This window comes from Aeromonas sp. 5HA1, from assembly GCF_029237245.1.
GTDB classification, from domain to species: domain Bacteria; phylum Pseudomonadota; class Gammaproteobacteria; order Enterobacterales; family Aeromonadaceae; genus Aeromonas; species Aeromonas salmonicida.
The window spans coordinates 102,717-117,925 of record NZ_JAACFW010000001.1 but is presented as its reverse complement, the minus strand read 5'-3'; the positions used below and the strand labels follow the sequence as shown (position 1 = coordinate 117,925).

Sequence of the window (15,209 nt, the reverse complement as noted above, 5' to 3'; positions counted from 1 at the left end):
CTGTGTTGGATCAATTCAGCTGTGGTTAATGGCCAATAAAAGTGGGATCCCGCTCCCGTTTTGCTTAAAGTGGCCCCCTTCCGATCGACCCGATTGGAATGCCCGCAAGGATGCTCTTCAGACGTACGCAGGATGGCCTGGCCAGACTGACTCACAGCGATGTTTACTGCTCCGGTTCCCTTTTTCTGCCACCTCGCGCTGGCAGCGCCTTGTGCCGTTCAGTCAGTCCAGGTTTGCGTCACTCTCATTGTGCATTGTCTCCATCTGCAGCGAGTGAATCATGAGCGAATCGGTTTTTGAGATCCACGACTGGACCCTGAGGGTTGACGACAACATGCTGTGTCGCTCCGACCGCGAGGTCTACCTTGAACCCAGACTAGTCAATCTGTTGCGGTTTCTGGCCTGCCATACGGGCACAGTGTTTGGCCGCGATGCCCTGATCAAGGAGGTGTGGGACGGCGCCGAGGTGACCGATCAGGTGGTCACCCAGTCCATCTTCGAGTTGCGCAAGATCCTCAAAGATGGTCGCTTTGATGCGACCGACTATATCGTTACCGTGCCCAAGCGCGGCTACAAGCTGGTGGCATCGGTGCGGCCGCTGCAGGTGGTTTCGCTGCTGATGGCGGACGAGCAGCCCGTGCCAGCGGTCAATCCGACCCTCTCCGATCTGAGCCCGCCCGCCACGGCCGACGATGACGATGCCCTGCCCAATGTCGCCCCTTTTCCCGCCGGGCCCCTGACCCGCGCCATCTCGACTCACGCCAAGGATGCCCGCAGCCGCTGGAAGATGGTGAGCTTCGATATCTTCGTGGCCGTCATCCTGGTTGCCATCGTCAGCATGCTCAGCTATCAGCACGCCAGCCCCCAGGTTCACACCATGCTGGATCCCAATTTGCTGGTGTTTCGCTTTCACTCCGGTATGGATGACAACAACGAGAACGTGCGTCTGGCCGATGGCATCACTCGTGCCCTGATGGGGGAGGTGGCTGCGGTTACCCCTCTGCGTGTTCAGTACGGCGCCACCAATCTGATGGGGGGCATCCTGCCCGGCAAGGAGCTGAGCGTGCGGGTCTCCCGCCAGCCGCGGGGCACCTATCTGGATCTGGAGTATCGCAACATCAATACCAATCAGGTGCTGTTCAGCCACCAGTACCAGCTCAGCCGTCACAAGGTACACGCTGTGCTGCAGGCGAGCAGTCAGGATCTGCTGCGGGCCCTCGATCAGCCGGACGTCTTGCCCGGCATGGGATGGCCCACCGATGATACTTCCCTGATGGCCATGATGGAGGCGCAGTACTACATCAACAGCCAGGATCCCGTGGCCCTCAAGCGTGGCATAGCGCTGCTCGACAACTCTCTTTTCGTCCAGCCGGATCAGCCGTTGTTGCTGGCGGAGCGCTATCTAGCGGGGGAGGCGCTGGCAACCCTGGCGGGCAAGTCCGAGAGTGAGCATCTGATGGGGATAGGTACTCATCTCGCCAGCGTGGTGCAAAGCGATGGCGTCGTGCCCGCTCGGGTGTGGGAGGCCTTGACCCTGCAAGCCATCCTCAACAACCAGCCTCAGCAGGCGAGTCAGCTGCTGGCGCAGGCCGCCAGCCGTGGCCGCTCCGTACTCTACTACATACTGCAGGGCAAGCTGGCGGAGCTGGATGGTCGCCCCGAGGCGGCGGGAGATGCCTACAGTCAGGCCTTCCTGATGGAGGCGACCGAGCAGACCTATCTGCTCTGCCAGCAGCTCGGTTTCTACAGCAATATGGAGACCCTCACCCCCGCCCTGTTCAATGCGCTGGGCCAGAGCAAGGTGAAGCTCTTCTAACACTTAGGCTCTTGCTTCCCCTCGGTCGGCACTGTTGCCGGCCGTATCCACAGGCTGCCTTCGGGCGGCCTGCGTCGTTTCTGTCTGCGTCAATCCGCCTGCCTGCCCAAGGGAATAGCCAGTTTGGCTCATCCCGATTTATCTCCCGCTGCTCATTGTCACCCGCATTTGACTGGCTCGCCGCATTTGCGCTTGTCCGGCGTTGCGTCATGAGCACTGCTCGCTGCCGCTGAGGTGTTCCTCTGAGCCGGGGTGGTGATGAGAGATGCGGAGGGGCGAACAGGGGGGAGCGGCCACTTGGAGTGATGGTTCGAGGGACTTTTGGATGGCCGCAAGGGGAGGGGGCGCTATGCGATCCCCGTTATCCCGGGTTTATCCCCGGAAAAATATCAAGACGGCGAGATAAGGGGGTTATCAAGGGGCAAAAGCGGGGTGGCCGGATATCAAGGTTTTATCAAGATGGCTGCATCGTCTGATGTCAATGTGCTGTTTTTAAATGGTTTTTTGAAAAAGGTACCGAGGCGGCGAAAAAAGTTGGCTCATATTTTTATCCGTTAGCGGGTCCTTATGTTTTCCGGGGAGGAGAGGCCTAGTCTGTGCCCATTCGTTGGCGGGGCGTTCCGCCAAATGTGTATGTGACGACCCGACCTTTTATAGAACCGGAGATCTTATGTCCCTAGATACGAGCAAGAAGATTGGCCTCATCGCCTGTACTGGTGTGGTGGCCGGCAACATGATGGGGAGCGGCATAGCGCTGCTGCCTTCGGCACTGGCTACCATAGGTTCCATTTCCATTTTCAGCTGGGCCATCTGTCTGGTGGGTGCCATGGGCCTGGCCTTCGTGTTTGCCCGTCTCGCCACCAAGAACCCGCAAGAGGGTGGCCCCATTGCGTACGCTGGCGAGATCTCCCCCGTGTTCGGTTTCCAGACCGGTGTGCTCTATTACCATGCCAACTGGATCGGCAACCTGGCCATCGCCATTACCGGCGTCTCTTACCTGTCGGTCTTCTTCCCCATCCTCAACAACCCTATCCCGGCGGCCATCGCCACCATAGCGGCAGTCTGGATCTTCACCTTCGTCAACCTGCTCGGCGGCAGCTGGGTGAGCCGACTCTGTACCCTGGGTCTGGTGCTGATCCTGCTGCCTGTGGTGGGTACTGCCGTGATGGGGTGGGGGCATTTTGATACCAGCGTCTACAGCCAGAACTGGAACACCACCAGCGGCAGCGACCTGCATGCAGTCATCAGTGCCGTGCTCATCTGCCTCTGGTCTTTCGTTGGCGTGGAATCTGCCGCCGTCTCTTCCGGCATGGTGAAGAACCCCAAGCGCACCGTCCCCCTCGCCACCATGCTGGGCACGGGTATCGCGGGTGTTATCTATATCCTCTCTACCCAGGTGATCAGCGGCATGTTCCCGGCCGGTGAAGTGGCGGCCTCTGGCGCACCGTTTGCCATGGCCTCTTCCGCCATCTTTGGCAACTGGTCTGCGCCGTTCGTCTCTGCTTTCACCGCCCTGGCCTGCTTCACCTCGCTCGGTTCCTGGATGATGCTGGTAGGCGAGGCGGGCAAGCGTGCCGCCAACGATGGCAACTTCCCGAAAATCTATGGTGAGCTGGACAAGAACGGTGTGGCCAAGAAGGGCCTGATCCTCGGCTCCCTCAAGATGACAGCGCTGATGATTGGCCTGACCGCCTTTACCTCCCGGTCCGCTCACGCCGCCGATCTGTTCAACGTGCTGACCACGGATGCTGTGCTGCTGACCATGCTGCCCTACTTCTACTCCAGCATTAACCTCATTCGCTTCGAGGGCATGACCTCCCGCAGCATAGGCACCATGATTTTCTCCGGCGTCGCCTGTGTCTTCTGTCTGGTGGCCCTGATGGGCGCCAAGGGGTCAAACCTCACTGCCACCTTCGTGGTGTCGCTCATCATTCTGATGTTCTACGCCAAAAAACAGGGGCTGCGTCAACACGACGCCCTGCTCAAAGAGCAAGCCAGCCACTAATTCCCTTTTCTTCTTCCGAGCGCTCTTCACTCACCATCCCTGATGGAGAGCGCCCCTTCATGTGTGGAGCATCAAGATGAATATCATTGCCATCCTCAACCACCTGGGCGTTTTCTTCAAAGAAGAACCCATTCGCCAGCTGCAAGCTTCCCTGGAGCGCAAAGGCTTTCAGGTTGTGTATCCGGTCGATGTGGCCGACTTGCTGAAGCTTATCGAGAAGAATCCCCGCGTCTGCGGCGCCATCTTCGACTGGGACAAATACTCGCTGGGTCTGTGCAAGGAGATCCACGATCGCAACGAGAAGCTGCCGATCTTCGCCTTTGCCAACGATCAGTCCACCCTGGACATTCACCTGACCGACCTGCGTCTGAACGTCCACTTCTTCGAGTACCGTCTCGGCATGGCCGACGACATCGCCCTCAAGATGGGCCAGGCCACTCAGGCCTATCAGGACGCCATACTGCCGCCCTTCACCAAGGCGCTGTTCAAGTATGTGGAAGAGGGCAAGTACACCTTCTGTACCCCGGGGCACATGGGCGGTACTGCCTTCCAGATGAGCCCGGCCGGCAGCATCTTCTATGACTTCTACGGCCCCAACGCCTTCAAGGCGGATGTCTCCATCTCCATGCCGGAGCTGGGTTCCCTGCTGGATCACTCAGGCCCGCACAAGGAGGCCGAGGAGTATATTGCCCGTACCTTCAATGCAGACCGCTCCTACATAGTCACCAACGGCACCTCCACCGCCAACAAGATTGTCGGCATGTTCTCCGCCCCGGCGGGCAGCACAGTGCTGGTTGATCGCAACTGTCACAAGTCCCTCACTCACCTGATGATGATGAGTGACGTGACCCCTATCTATTTTCGTCCGACCCGCAATGCCTATGGCATTCTGGGGGGGATTCCGCAGAGCGAATTCAGCCGCGAGACCATAGCGGCCAAGGTTGCTGCCACCCCGGGTGCCCAGGCACCCCGTTACGCCGTGATCACCAACTCCACCTACGACGGCCTGCTCTACAACACCGGTTTCATCAAGGAGAGTCTGGATACCCCTTACATCCACTTCGACAGTGCCTGGGTGCCTTACACCAACTTCAGCCCCATCTATGAGGGCAAATGCGGCATGAGCGGGGACGCCATGCCGGGCAAGGTGTTCTACGAAACCCAGTCCACCCACAAGCTGCTGGCGGCCTTCTCCCAGGCCTCGATGATCCACATAAAGGGTGACGTTGAGGAAGAGACCTTCAACGAAGCCTTCATGATGCACACCTCCACATCGCCGCAATACGGCATAGTGGCGTCCACCGAGATCTCCGCCGCCATGATGCGAGGCAACAGCGGCAAGCGTCTGATCAAGGACTCCATCGATCGCGCCGTCTCCTTTCGCAAGGAGATCAAGCGGCTGCGTGATCAGAGCGAAGGCTGGTTCTTCGATGTATGGCAGCCGGACAACATAGACACAGTCGAGTGCTGGAAGCTGGATCCCAAGGATGACTGGCACGGTTTCAACGGCATCGACGATGACCACATGTACCTGGATCCCATCAAGGTCACGCTGCTGACCCCGGGGATGAACCGTCAGGGAGAGCTGCTTGAGCGTGGCCTGCCTGCCTCCCTGGTCTCCAAGTTCCTCGACGAGCGCGGCATAGTGGTGGAGAAGACAGGTCCCTATAACCTGCTGTTCCTCTTCTCCATCGGGATCGATCAGTCCAATGCGATGCAGCTGCTGCGCGCCCTGACCGAGTTCAAGCGTGGCTATGACCTGAACCTGACCATCAAGAGCATATTGCCGAGTCTCTATCGTGAAGACCCGAGCTTCTACGAAGGCATGAGGATCCAGGAGCTGGCCCAGAGCATCCACGATCTGACCTGCAAGTACCGTCTGCCGGAGCTGATGTTCAAGGCGTTCGACGTGCTGCCGGAGATGAAGATGACCCCGCACCTCGCCTGGCAACAGGAGCTGGCGGGCAATCTGGAAGAGGTGCCGCTGCGTGATATGGTGAATCGCATCAGCGCCAACATGATACTGCCGTACCCGCCGGGAGTGCCGCTGGTACTGCCGGGCGAGATGGTAACGGCTGATTCCCTGCCGGTGCTCGAGTTCCTCGAGATGTTGTGCGAGATCGGCGCCCACTACCCGGGCTTCGAGACCGACATCCACGGCCTCTATCGTCAGGCCGATGGCAGCTACACCGTCAAGGTGCTGTGCTAATCAAAGTGACAACAACGGGCCGCAAGGCCCGTTTTTCCCTGCGGTTTTTATCCATTTTGTGAGTCGTCATGAAGCGCATTCTCTCCATTCAATCCCACGTCGTCTTTGGCTGTGCCGGCAACAGTGCCGCCGTCTTCCCTATGCGCCGCATGGGCATGGAAGTGTGGCCCGTCAACACGGTGCAGTTTTCCAACCACACCCAATACAGTCAGGGGTGGCAGGGGATGGTGATGCCGGATGGCCATATCCGTCAGCTGATAACCGGTCTGGCCGACATAGGCGTACTGGGGCAGTGCGATGCGCTGCTAAGCGGTTACCTCGGCTCGGCCGAGCAGGGGGAAGAGATACTGGCGGCGGTGGCCAGACTCAAGGCGCTCAATCCGAACGCCCTCTACTTCTGTGATCCCGTCATGGGTCACCCCGACAAGGGGTGCATAGTCGCACCCGGTGTCGCCGACTTTCTCAAAAACCGAGCGCTGGCCTGCGCCGATATGCTGGCCCCCAATCTGCTGGAGCTGGAACAGCTGACCGAGCGGGAGATCCGCAATGTGCCCCAGGCACTGGCAGCATGCCAGCAACTGCGGGATCAGGGGGTCAAGCTGGTGATGGTCAAGTATCTCGGGAAGGCGGGTTTTGCCATGGACAGGTTCGAAATGCTGCTGGTATGCGAAGAGGGGGCGTTTCATATCTCACGCCCCCTCTATCCCTTTGCTCGCGATCCCATTGGGGTAGGTGATCTGCTGAGCGCCACCATGCTGGCCAATCTGCTGGCAGGTTTCACGTCTGTGGCGGCGTTCGAGCGTACCAATGCCAGCGTCGATGCAGTCGTGGCCCAGACCTGGCTCGCCGGAGCCTATGAGCTGCAACTGGTGGCAGCCCAGCAGGCGATGGTGCTGCCACAGGTGCGTGAGCAGGCTATCCGGCTTTAGCCGACGCATTCGTGCTACTTGTGTCTAGCTCGGGCGACGTGCCAGCCGCAGAGCCTGACGAGCGGTTAGCCCTGTGGCCTGGTGCAGGCCCTGAGGAGCGCACGCCAGCTTGAGGCGACGCCACTCTCGCCACAGCAACCAGCACAGCGGCAGTGTCAACAGCAGCACAGTCGTGGGCTGGGCGAGCAGTACACCTTCGCGTCCCCACTGCATCGGCAGCAAGAAGATCAGTGGCAGCAGCAGCAGTGTCTTGGCCGCCGAGATGATCAGTGCCTGCTTGGTGCGAGCCATGGATTGCAACAGGACTATGCCAAAGATGATGATCCCTTCCAGCGGAATGGCGCTGAGGTTGAGAGTCAGGCTGCTGACGGCGGCGGCAAGCAGTTCGGCATCCTGACCGCCGGTGTAGAGCATGGCCACCTGGCGCGGCAGCAGCTGGATCAGCAACCAGACCGCCATGCCATAGACCAGCGTGATCTTGAGCCCCATCTCCATCAGGAATTTCAGGTCACGGTAGCGCTTGGCCCCCGCCGCCTGACTGATGAGAGGCTGGATGCCAAATGCCAGTCCCTGCAGGATGACGATGAATATTGCCTCCGTGTAGCCTGCTACCGTGTAACCGGCCAGATCCTTGATGGCGCCATACGCCATCAGCTGGCTGTTGTGCAGCAGCAGCAGCAGTCCCAGGTTGAACTGGGCGATCAGGCTCGGCAGGCCGGTAAAGAGCAGGTTGGGCATGGCCGGAAAATTGGGCACCATATGGCGCCATGACAAATTCAGTTTGGCATGGGAAGTAAAGAAGTAACCCAGGCCCAGCAGGCTGACGACCCCCTCGGACATGAGTGTCGCCTGGGCAGAGCCCACCAGTCCCAACCCCAGCCGACCGACCATGATGTAGTTGAGAATGATGTTCAGCACTGCGCCCCCGCTGACCAGGATCATGGCCAGCCTGGGTTTGCCGTCGTTGCGCAGCAGATAGGGCACCGCCAGGTTGCTGGCCAGCAGCAGGGTACCGCCACCAATCCAGTAGAGGTAGTCACTGGCCTGTTTCCAGGTCTCTGTGCCTTGCTCGATTCCCAATGCCAGCAGGATATCGATGTGCCAGTGGTGCAGCAGCAGGGGGGCCAGAGTGCCGAGCAAGGCCAGCAGCCAGAGCGCATTGACCAGTGCCTGGCGGGCGAGCTTGAGGTTCTTGGCCCCTTGCTGGAAGGAGATGGCGGTGGCCGCGCCCATGCTGATCATGGCGGCGAGTCCGATCAGCACCATGATGACCGGGTAGACCAGGTTGATGCCGGCGAGGCCGGCGGCGCCCACGTAGTGACCGACGAAGATGCCATCGACCAGGTAGTAGGCACCGGAAACCAGCATGGCCATGATGGAGGGGAGGGCATAGCCCCAGAAACGGCGGGTCATCGCCCGCTGGCGCAATGTGAAGTAGGCAGACATATCTGTTCTCTTGGGGAGTTCGATTATCGAGCCGACAGTCTAAATTAATACATTTTTGTTGATAATCCGTCTTAAGATTGATGAATTGATGAGTGAAGTTCAGTAATCACCGGGTTTGGTAGTGTGCCTTGAGCATGTCGATCAGGGCGCGCAGACCTTTACCCAGTTGATGACGGCTGGGATAGAAGAGTGAAAATCCCACGAAGGTTGGGCACCAGGGCTCCAGCACTCGCAACAGTTTCCCTTCTGCCAGTTGCTTGCTGACCTCCTCTTCCGGACAGTAAGCCAATCCCAGCCCTGCCTCGGCAGCGCCAAGATAGAGGGCTGGCGTGCTGGTGGTGAGCGGCCCTGTCACCTCGATTTCCAGCATGCTCCCCTTTCCCTCGGTAAACGCCCAGCGATAATGGTGGGAGGGTGTCAACCGATAACCTATGCAGGCGTGACGCGACAGCTCGCGGGGATGTTGCGGTGTGCCGTGTTTGCTCAGATAGGCCGGTGAGCCCACCACCAGATAACGCTGGTGTGGTCCCAGTGGCACACCGATCATCTCCTTGGGCAGCAGATCGCCGTAGAAGATGGCGGCGTCATAGCCATCCTCGATAAGCCGTGGCATCAGCTCCTGCTCCACCACCTCTACCTGCATGCGCGGGTAGCGCACCATGTAATCGATAAGCACAGGGGCCAGCAAGTCGTTGATGGCCTCCCTTGGTGCGCTTATTTTCAGTCGCCCCACAGGCTCATTGCTGTGATGGGCCAGCTCGTCGAGGGCCTCTTCCAGGGTATTGAGGGTCGGCAGCAACTGCTCGAGCAGACGTTGACCCGCATCGGTCGGCACCACGGCGCGTGTGCTGCGATTGAGCAGTCTGACACCGAGCCGGGTCTCCAGCCCTTTCAGGCTGTGGCTCAGGGCGGAGGCCGAGACGCCGAGTTCGAGGGCGGCCTTGCTGAAACTCTGATGGCGGGCCACGGCGGCAAAAACCGCCAGTTCGGCGAGATCGGTACGGGTGATGACCATGACAACTCAGGGGAAAAAAGGATGAACAACAGGGTACGTCAGGGCAAGGCGAGGCACAACATGACCAATAAATGACCGAGTGTAAGCGGTTTGTTATACCCATAAGGATATAGATACTGGTGAAACTACCTGAACTTGTTAACGGTTGTTCACAAGGTTGAGCTGATAACGTGATCCATGACGCCAGAAAGGCGATTCTAGTCAAACTTTGGTTGATTAATTCAAAAAAACACTGTGATCGTTAAGGGGATTTAATTAGAGTCAGCCCATCAGAACAAAGGCGCGTTAACGACTTGTAACAGCTGACGCGCTGACAGCCCCAGGCTGATGACCCACTGACCTGTTTGTTGCAATTTGGTTGTTGCATGGAGTAATGACCACCTTGCCGGGTTTGGGGGGAAGAAAAAACAGGGATGGACGGCAGGAGTTCCAGGGAAATGGGACAGGGCATTGCGCCCGGTTGACTCGATTTTTCTATTTTCCTTGATGACAGGAACACCACTATGTCTGACATGAATATTGCAGTAGAAGGCAGCGTAGCCAGTAATGCGTCTTCCCGTGGCAACACCAAGGCCGATCTGGTCTGGATGCTGGGTTTGTACGGTACCGCCATCGGTGCCGGTGTACTCTTCCTGCCGATCAACGCCGGTGTAGGTGGTTTGTGGCCGCTGGTGGCCATGGCGCTTCTGGCGTTGCCGCTGACCTTCTTTGCACACCGTGGTCTGACTCGCTTCGTACTGTCCGGCTCCACCCGTGATGGCGACATCACCGAAGTGGTGGAAGAGCACTTTGGCAAGACCGCAGGCAAGTTCATCACCCTGCTCTACTTCTTTGCCATCTATCCCATAGTACTGATGTACTCGGTCGCCATCACCAACACGGTTGAAAGCCTGCTGGTTCACCAACTGGGTATGACAGCACCACCCCGTGCCGTCCTGTCGCTGGCACTGATCCTGGGTCTGATGGCGGTGGTACGCCTCGGTGGCCAATTCATCGTCAAGGCGATGAGCGTGCTGGTATTCCCGTTTGTGCTGACCCTGATGGGCCTGGCCTTCTATCTGGTTCCACACTGGAACGGCGCCATTATCACAGAAGCACCAGCCCTGTCCGATGCCTTCAACGGCGACTTCATCAAGACCCTGTGGCTTGCCATTCCGGTGATGGTGTTCTCCTTCAACCACTCCCCGATCATCTCCTCCTTCGCGGTGGACAACAAGGGTCGTTACGGCGCCGGTGCCGAGAAGAAGTGCGGCAACATACTGCTGGGTGCCCACGTCATGATGGTCATGACCGTCATGTTCTTCGTGTTCAGCTGCGTACTGAGCCTCTCCCCGGCTGATCTGGCTGCCGCCAAGGAACAGAACATCACCATTCTGTCCTACCTGGCCAACCATTTCGATAATGCCTTCATTGCCACAGCGGCTCCGCTGATTGCCATGGTTGCCATCAGCAAGTCTTTCCTCGGCCACTATCTGGGTGCCAAAGAGGGCATGAACGGTCTGATGGCCAAGGCGCTGCGCGAGAAAGGCAAGCAGGTCGACATCAAGCAACTGGACAAGGTGACTGCCGTCTTCATGATCCTGACCACCTGGGCTGTGGCTACCGTCAACCCCAGCATCCTCGGCATGATCGAAGACCTGGGCGGCCCCATCATCGCCATGCTGCTGTTCCTGATGCCGATGTACGCCATCACCAAGGTACCTGCCATGCGCAAATACGCTGGCAACATCAGCAACGGCTTCGTGACCCTGATTGGCCTGATCGCCATGTCCGGTATCATCTACAAGCTGATTGCCTGATAATTCCGGTTACACTGTTGAATGAAGAAGCCGCCTCGCAAGAGGCGGCTTTTTTGTTTGAGCAAGGGATAGTCCTTAACAAGCAAGGGGTTGCGGCCTAACATGGCCCGATGTGTGTTTATTAATCGGGACAAAGGAATATGTCTGCTTTGAAAAAGGATCTCGGGCTCTGGCAGGGAATGGGGCTGCTCGCCACCTCACTGCTGGGTACCGGTATCTTCGTGGTGCCGGCGACGGCGGCGTCGCTGGCGGGTGGGGCCTCGCTCTGGGCCTGGGTGTTGCTCATCGTGCTGGTGCTGCCCATCGCCTTCACCTTCGCCCGGCTTGGCCGTCGCTATCCTCACGCAGGTGGGGCGCCGCATCTCATCGGGCTTGCCTTTGGCATTGGCGCCGAGCGCTTCTCCGCCTTCCTGTTTCTGGCTGTGCTGCCGGTGGGATTGCCTGCCGCACTCACCATTGCCGCCGGCTTCTGGCATGCCCTGTTTGATCTGGGGGAGTGGACCCTGTGGGGCATACAGCTGCTGACACTGCTCGGGGTGTTTCTGCTGGGTTTGCGCGGGGCACGATCCTCCGGCAACCTGCAACTGCTGATCGCTCTGGCCATATTGGGGCTGACCCTGCTTATCTGGTTCAAGGGGGATCTCAGTTGGCGCGACGGGGCCCAGCCGTTGCCGACCGCAAGCGAATGGCCCGCCATGGGCACGGCGCTGGCGGTGATGTTCTGGTGCTTCGTGGGGCTCGAAGCTTTCGCCCATATGGGGGAGGAGTTCAAGCGACCTGAGCGGGACTACCCGCTGGCACTGCTTGGCGGCGTGCTGCTGGCGGGGCTTATCTATTGGGTCCACTCGCTGGTGGTGCTCAAATATGGGCTCTATGGCGACGAGGCAAAAAACGCCACCGCCATTCCGGCGCTGCTCTCGCTGCTGTTCGGCCCTACCGCCAAGTGGCTGGTGGCAATCCTGGGTTATCTCTCCTGTTTTGCCAGCATCAACATCTATCTGCAGGGTTTTGCGCGCCTTATCTGGAGCATGGCGCGGGAGGGCAAGCTGCCCACCTCGCTGGCTCGTCTCTCGGCCCGGGGAGCGCCGCTCAATGCTCTGTGCTGGGTGCTCGCCATCTGCCTTGTCTCCATCACCTTGATCCTCTGGCTGCGTTTGCCACTGGATGAGCTGATCCGCTACGCCAACGGCAACTTCGTACTGGTCTACCTGCTCTGCATGGCGGCAGGCTGGCGTCTGCTCGGCGGCATGGGCAAGGGGCTGGCGGGATTGAGCGTCTTGCTCTGCCTCGCCGTGCTGGTGGCGCTCGCCTCCCAGGTGTTTTATGCCGTATTGCTGAGCACAGGTTATGGTCTCTTCTCCCTGTGGCGCCGCTATCTGCGCCGCACCCGGGCCACGGAGAATATCTGCGCCATCAAGTAACCAGCCCGACAAAGAGCCCCGCAGTGCGGGGTTCTTTGTCTATCAGGGGTGTTGGTTACCGGGCGCTTGGCTGGTCGCTGCGCAGCAGAGCGTAGTGTTGCAGGGAGATAAACTGATCCCCCTTCCATTCGCACTCCCGCGCCGTCCCCTCGTAGCGAAATCCGGCGCGGAGCAGGACGCGGGCGGAGGCGACATTGGGCTCCTCCACCAGGGCGTGCAGCCGGTGCAGCGTAGTGGTGCCATAGAAGTGGGTCAGAAAAAGGGGCAGGGCCCTGCCCATTACCCCTTTTCCCCAGTACTCGGGATAGAGCCAATAACCTAGCTCGGCCTTTCTGTGCTGCGGATCGGCATCGTTGTAGCCGATGGCGCCGAGCGGTTCGCCCGTATGCCGGTCGCGAATGAGGTGCCAGGCGCCGCGGCCGGTGCGGGTCAGCTCGGCATACCAATCCATCTGGGCCTCACAGGCCGTCAGGCTATCGTAACTGATGCCGTAGTGGGCAATAACCTCTGGATCCGACAGGCCGCGATAGATGTGGGGCAGATCGGCAGTCGTGATAGGGTCGAGCCGCAGTTCGCCCCCTTGTCGTGAATTCATGCTCTTCTCCTGTGCGGCCTGTGTTGGCAGGCCGCCTGATTGGGAAAGACAGTTGTGTGAAGGTGTGATTGTTGGCGTCAGTTCGCTGCGAGGCCAAGCAAACCGGCCAGCTGCTGCAACTCGTCGCGCCACTGTTGTTGCAGCCTGGGTGTCTGATGCCTGGGCTTGCGGGCGAGGTCGGCGGCGAGCAGGGCATCCAGCTCGTACCAGCGTGCCAGCAGCGCCTCTTCGTCATCCTCCACAGTGGCTTGCTCCTGCGAACTGCCAGTGGTGGCGGGGCTGATTGAAAGGTCCATGGGTTCATCACAGAGCAACTCGGCATAGGCCCGCTCGGCACTGTGGGCTTCGACAATCCGGCCTTCCCTGATCACCCAGAACCGGTTGCAACTGCGCTCGATCAGATCCCGGTCGTGGGAGATCAGCAGCACGCCCCCGGCAAAACGCGACAGCGCCTCGGCCAGATCTTCTTTTCCTTCCAGATCCAGATGATTGGTCGGCTCATCCAGCCAGAGCAGATGGTGGCTCGCCAGCGACAGGGCGAGAAACAGCAGCCTGGCCCGCTCACCACCGCTCAGGCTATGCACGCGTTGCCTGTGACGGGAGTAGGGGAAACCTGCACGGATCAAGGCCTGGCGCAGCGTCACCTCGGACAGGGGGGCCAGACAATAGAGGGCATCGGTCAGCGTTGCAGCGTCATCGAGCTGCTGCAGGGACTGATCGTAGTAGGCGATGCTGGCGCCGGGGTGGTGGTGCCAGCCTTCACCTGGTAGTTGAGCGTGCAGATCGTGCCAGCACTGACGCAGCAGGGAGGACTTGCCGGTGCCATTGGCACCGAGCAGGGCAACCCTGTCTCCGGCTCGCAGCCCGAGATCCTCGGCCCGCAGCAGGGGAGGCAAGCCGGGAGCGGGGCGCACGTCGAGGGCGTCCAGCCGCAGCAGGGCATCGGCGGGCAGTGCCTGCCCGTGCAGTTCGAGGCGCCAGGGGGCGCCGGCACCGACAACGCTCTGCTCCTCCTGCATCCTGGTAATCCGTTTCTCCATGGATTTGGCCTGACGCACCAGCTTCTCGTTGTCATGCTCCCGCCCCCAGATGGCGAGGCGTTTGCTGCTGGCGCTCAGGCGGTCGATCTCCTTTTGCTCGTCGGCCCGGCGCAAACGGGCTTGCTCGTCCTCTTCCGCCTGGGCCGCCCTGGCCTGGCTGCAAGGCAGGGCGAAGCGATAGAGGCATCGGTCACGCAGGATCAGGGTCTCGCGGGTGACCCGGTCGAGCAGGCGGCCATCGTGGGACACCAGCACGAAAGCACCGCGCCAGCCCAGCAGGAAGCGCTCCAGCCAGAGCAGGGCGGGCAAGTCCAGGTGGTTGCTGGGCTCATCGAGCAGCAACAGATTGGGCTGGCGCAGCAGGGCGCGGCCTATCTGCAATCGGGTGTGCTGGCCGCCGCTCAGGGCGCTGACCGGTAACGCGCCCTGTGCTTCAAGCTGCAGCTCGGTCAGCATCTTGTCCACCTGCCAGTCGAGCGCGGGATCCCCGTCCACTGCATCGAGCAGTACGGCGCGTGTGGTGAGCGCCTGCAGGCGTGCGGGCAGATGTTGCGCCACGAATTCACAACGGCAAGCCGCTGCGTGATGCACGCGTCCGTCATGGGGATCGAGCAGACCGGCCAGCAGGGCGAGCAGTGTGCTCTTGCCGCTGCCATTGGCACCGATAAGGCCGATGCGATCACCGCTGCGGATGCTGAGGTCGACGCTGTCAAACAGGGGAAGGTGTCCTGCCGTCATGTGCAGGGAATGGGTACTCATCAGGGTTGTCATGCTCTTGCTCTCTAAAATCACGGGATCGGAAATCCCTGTCATCAGGAGCGCTGGCGACAACGGCAGAGTCGAGAAAGGTCTCGGTTTGGAAGGGAGTCGGCTTTGCTCGAACCCGCTATCGCAGCGCGATGGTATGCAGGCAAGAGCACTGGAATGTGCCGAA

At 59.9% G+C, this 15,209-nt stretch carries 10 protein-coding genes; 6 read left to right on the top strand and 4 right to left on the bottom strand.

Translation table 11 applies throughout. The annotated features are described in order from the left end of the window. The first annotated feature begins 280 nt into the window (after positions 1–280). The 4 genes from cadC to pdxY all read left to right on the top strand — a co-directional run bounded on the left by cadC (position 281) and on the right by pdxY (position 6,959). Positions 281–1,816: a lysine decarboxylation/transport transcriptional activator CadC gene (gene cadC, locus GWQ27_RS00480; protein WP_275906415.1), complete on the top strand. Its 1,536-nt coding sequence runs from the start codon at positions 281–283 to the stop codon at positions 1,814–1,816. 670 nt (positions 1,817–2,486) lie between these two features. Further along, positions 2,487–3,821, top strand: coding sequence for a cadaverine/lysine antiporter (cadB, locus tag GWQ27_RS00475; protein WP_005312099.1), 1,335 nt, complete (start codon positions 2,487–2,489; stop codon positions 3,819–3,821). A 76-nt stretch (positions 3,822–3,897) separates the two neighbouring features. Beyond that, positions 3,898–6,030 (top strand): lysine decarboxylase CadA, encoded by a 2,133-nt coding sequence (locus GWQ27_RS00470; protein ID WP_111589326.1) that lies wholly within the window; start codon positions 3,898–3,900, stop codon positions 6,028–6,030. Between the two features lie 68 nt (positions 6,031–6,098). Beyond that, entirely contained in the window at positions 6,099–6,959 is an 861-nt protein-coding gene (gene pdxY / locus GWQ27_RS00465; RefSeq protein ID WP_275906414.1) for a pyridoxal kinase PdxY, read from the top strand. 24 nt (positions 6,960–6,983) lie between these two features. Here pdxY and GWQ27_RS00460 read toward each other — a convergent pair whose 3' ends face one another. Beyond that, entirely contained in the window at positions 6,984–8,405 is a 1,422-nt protein-coding gene (locus GWQ27_RS00460) for an MATE family efflux transporter (protein WP_275906413.1), read from the bottom strand. 106 nt (positions 8,406–8,511) lie between these two features. After that, positions 8,512–9,420: a LysR family transcriptional regulator gene (locus GWQ27_RS00455; protein ID WP_021139723.1), complete on the bottom strand. Its 909-nt coding sequence runs from the start codon at positions 9,418–9,420 to the stop codon at positions 8,512–8,514. 503 nt (positions 9,421–9,923) lie between these two features. On the opposite strand from GWQ27_RS00455, the gene GWQ27_RS00450 reads away from it, so the two are divergent. Together GWQ27_RS00450 and yjeH are read left to right on the top strand one after the other, a co-directional pair. Next, a complete protein-coding gene (locus GWQ27_RS00450; RefSeq protein ID WP_034523881.1) occupies positions 9,924–11,219 on the top strand; it encodes an HAAAP family serine/threonine permease in 1,296 nt (431 codons plus the stop codon). A 140-nt stretch (positions 11,220–11,359) separates the two neighbouring features. Beyond that, a complete protein-coding gene (yjeH, locus tag GWQ27_RS00445; protein WP_275906412.1) occupies positions 11,360–12,640 on the top strand; it encodes an L-methionine/branched-chain amino acid transporter in 1,281 nt (426 codons plus the stop codon). A gap of 55 nt (positions 12,641–12,695) precedes the next feature. Here yjeH and GWQ27_RS00440 read toward each other — a convergent pair whose 3' ends face one another. Beyond that, positions 12,696–13,235, bottom strand: a complete 540-nt coding sequence (locus GWQ27_RS00440) for a GNAT family N-acetyltransferase (RefSeq protein WP_275906411.1) — start codon at positions 13,233–13,235, stop codon at positions 12,696–12,698. 77 nt (positions 13,236–13,312) lie between these two features. Then, positions 13,313–15,046 (bottom strand): ATP-binding cassette domain-containing protein, encoded by a 1,734-nt coding sequence (locus tag GWQ27_RS00435; protein ID WP_275906410.1) that lies wholly within the window; start codon positions 15,044–15,046, stop codon positions 13,313–13,315. Positions 15,047–15,209 lie beyond the last annotated feature (163 nt).

Bases quoted from the DNA above. Each gene is read 5' to 3' on its own strand.
- pdxY (WP_275906414.1), top strand. From the start codon at position 6,099: ATGAAGCGCATTCTCTCCATTCAATCCCACGTCGTCTTTGGCTGTGCC.
- GWQ27_RS00435 (WP_275906410.1), bottom strand. From the start codon at position 15,046: ATGACAACCCTGATGAGTACCCATTCCCTGCACATGACGGCAGGACAC.
- cadB (WP_005312099.1), top strand. From the start codon at position 2,487: ATGTCCCTAGATACGAGCAAGAAGATTGGCCTCATCGCCTGTACTGGT.
- GWQ27_RS00460 (WP_275906413.1), bottom strand. From the start codon at position 8,405: ATGTCTGCCTACTTCACATTGCGCCAGCGGGCGATGACCCGCCGTTTC.
- GWQ27_RS00450 (WP_034523881.1), top strand. From the start codon at position 9,924: ATGTCTGACATGAATATTGCAGTAGAAGGCAGCGTAGCCAGTAATGCG.
- yjeH (WP_275906412.1), top strand. From the start codon at position 11,360: ATGTCTGCTTTGAAAAAGGATCTCGGGCTCTGGCAGGGAATGGGGCTG.
- cadC (WP_275906415.1), top strand. From the start codon at position 281: ATGAGCGAATCGGTTTTTGAGATCCACGACTGGACCCTGAGGGTTGAC.
- GWQ27_RS00440 (WP_275906411.1), bottom strand. From the start codon at position 13,235: ATGAATTCACGACAAGGGGGCGAACTGCGGCTCGACCCTATCACGACT.
- GWQ27_RS00470 (WP_111589326.1), top strand. From the start codon at position 3,898: ATGAATATCATTGCCATCCTCAACCACCTGGGCGTTTTCTTCAAAGAA.
- GWQ27_RS00455 (WP_021139723.1), bottom strand. From the start codon at position 9,420: ATGGTCATCACCCGTACCGATCTCGCCGAACTGGCGGTTTTTGCCGCC.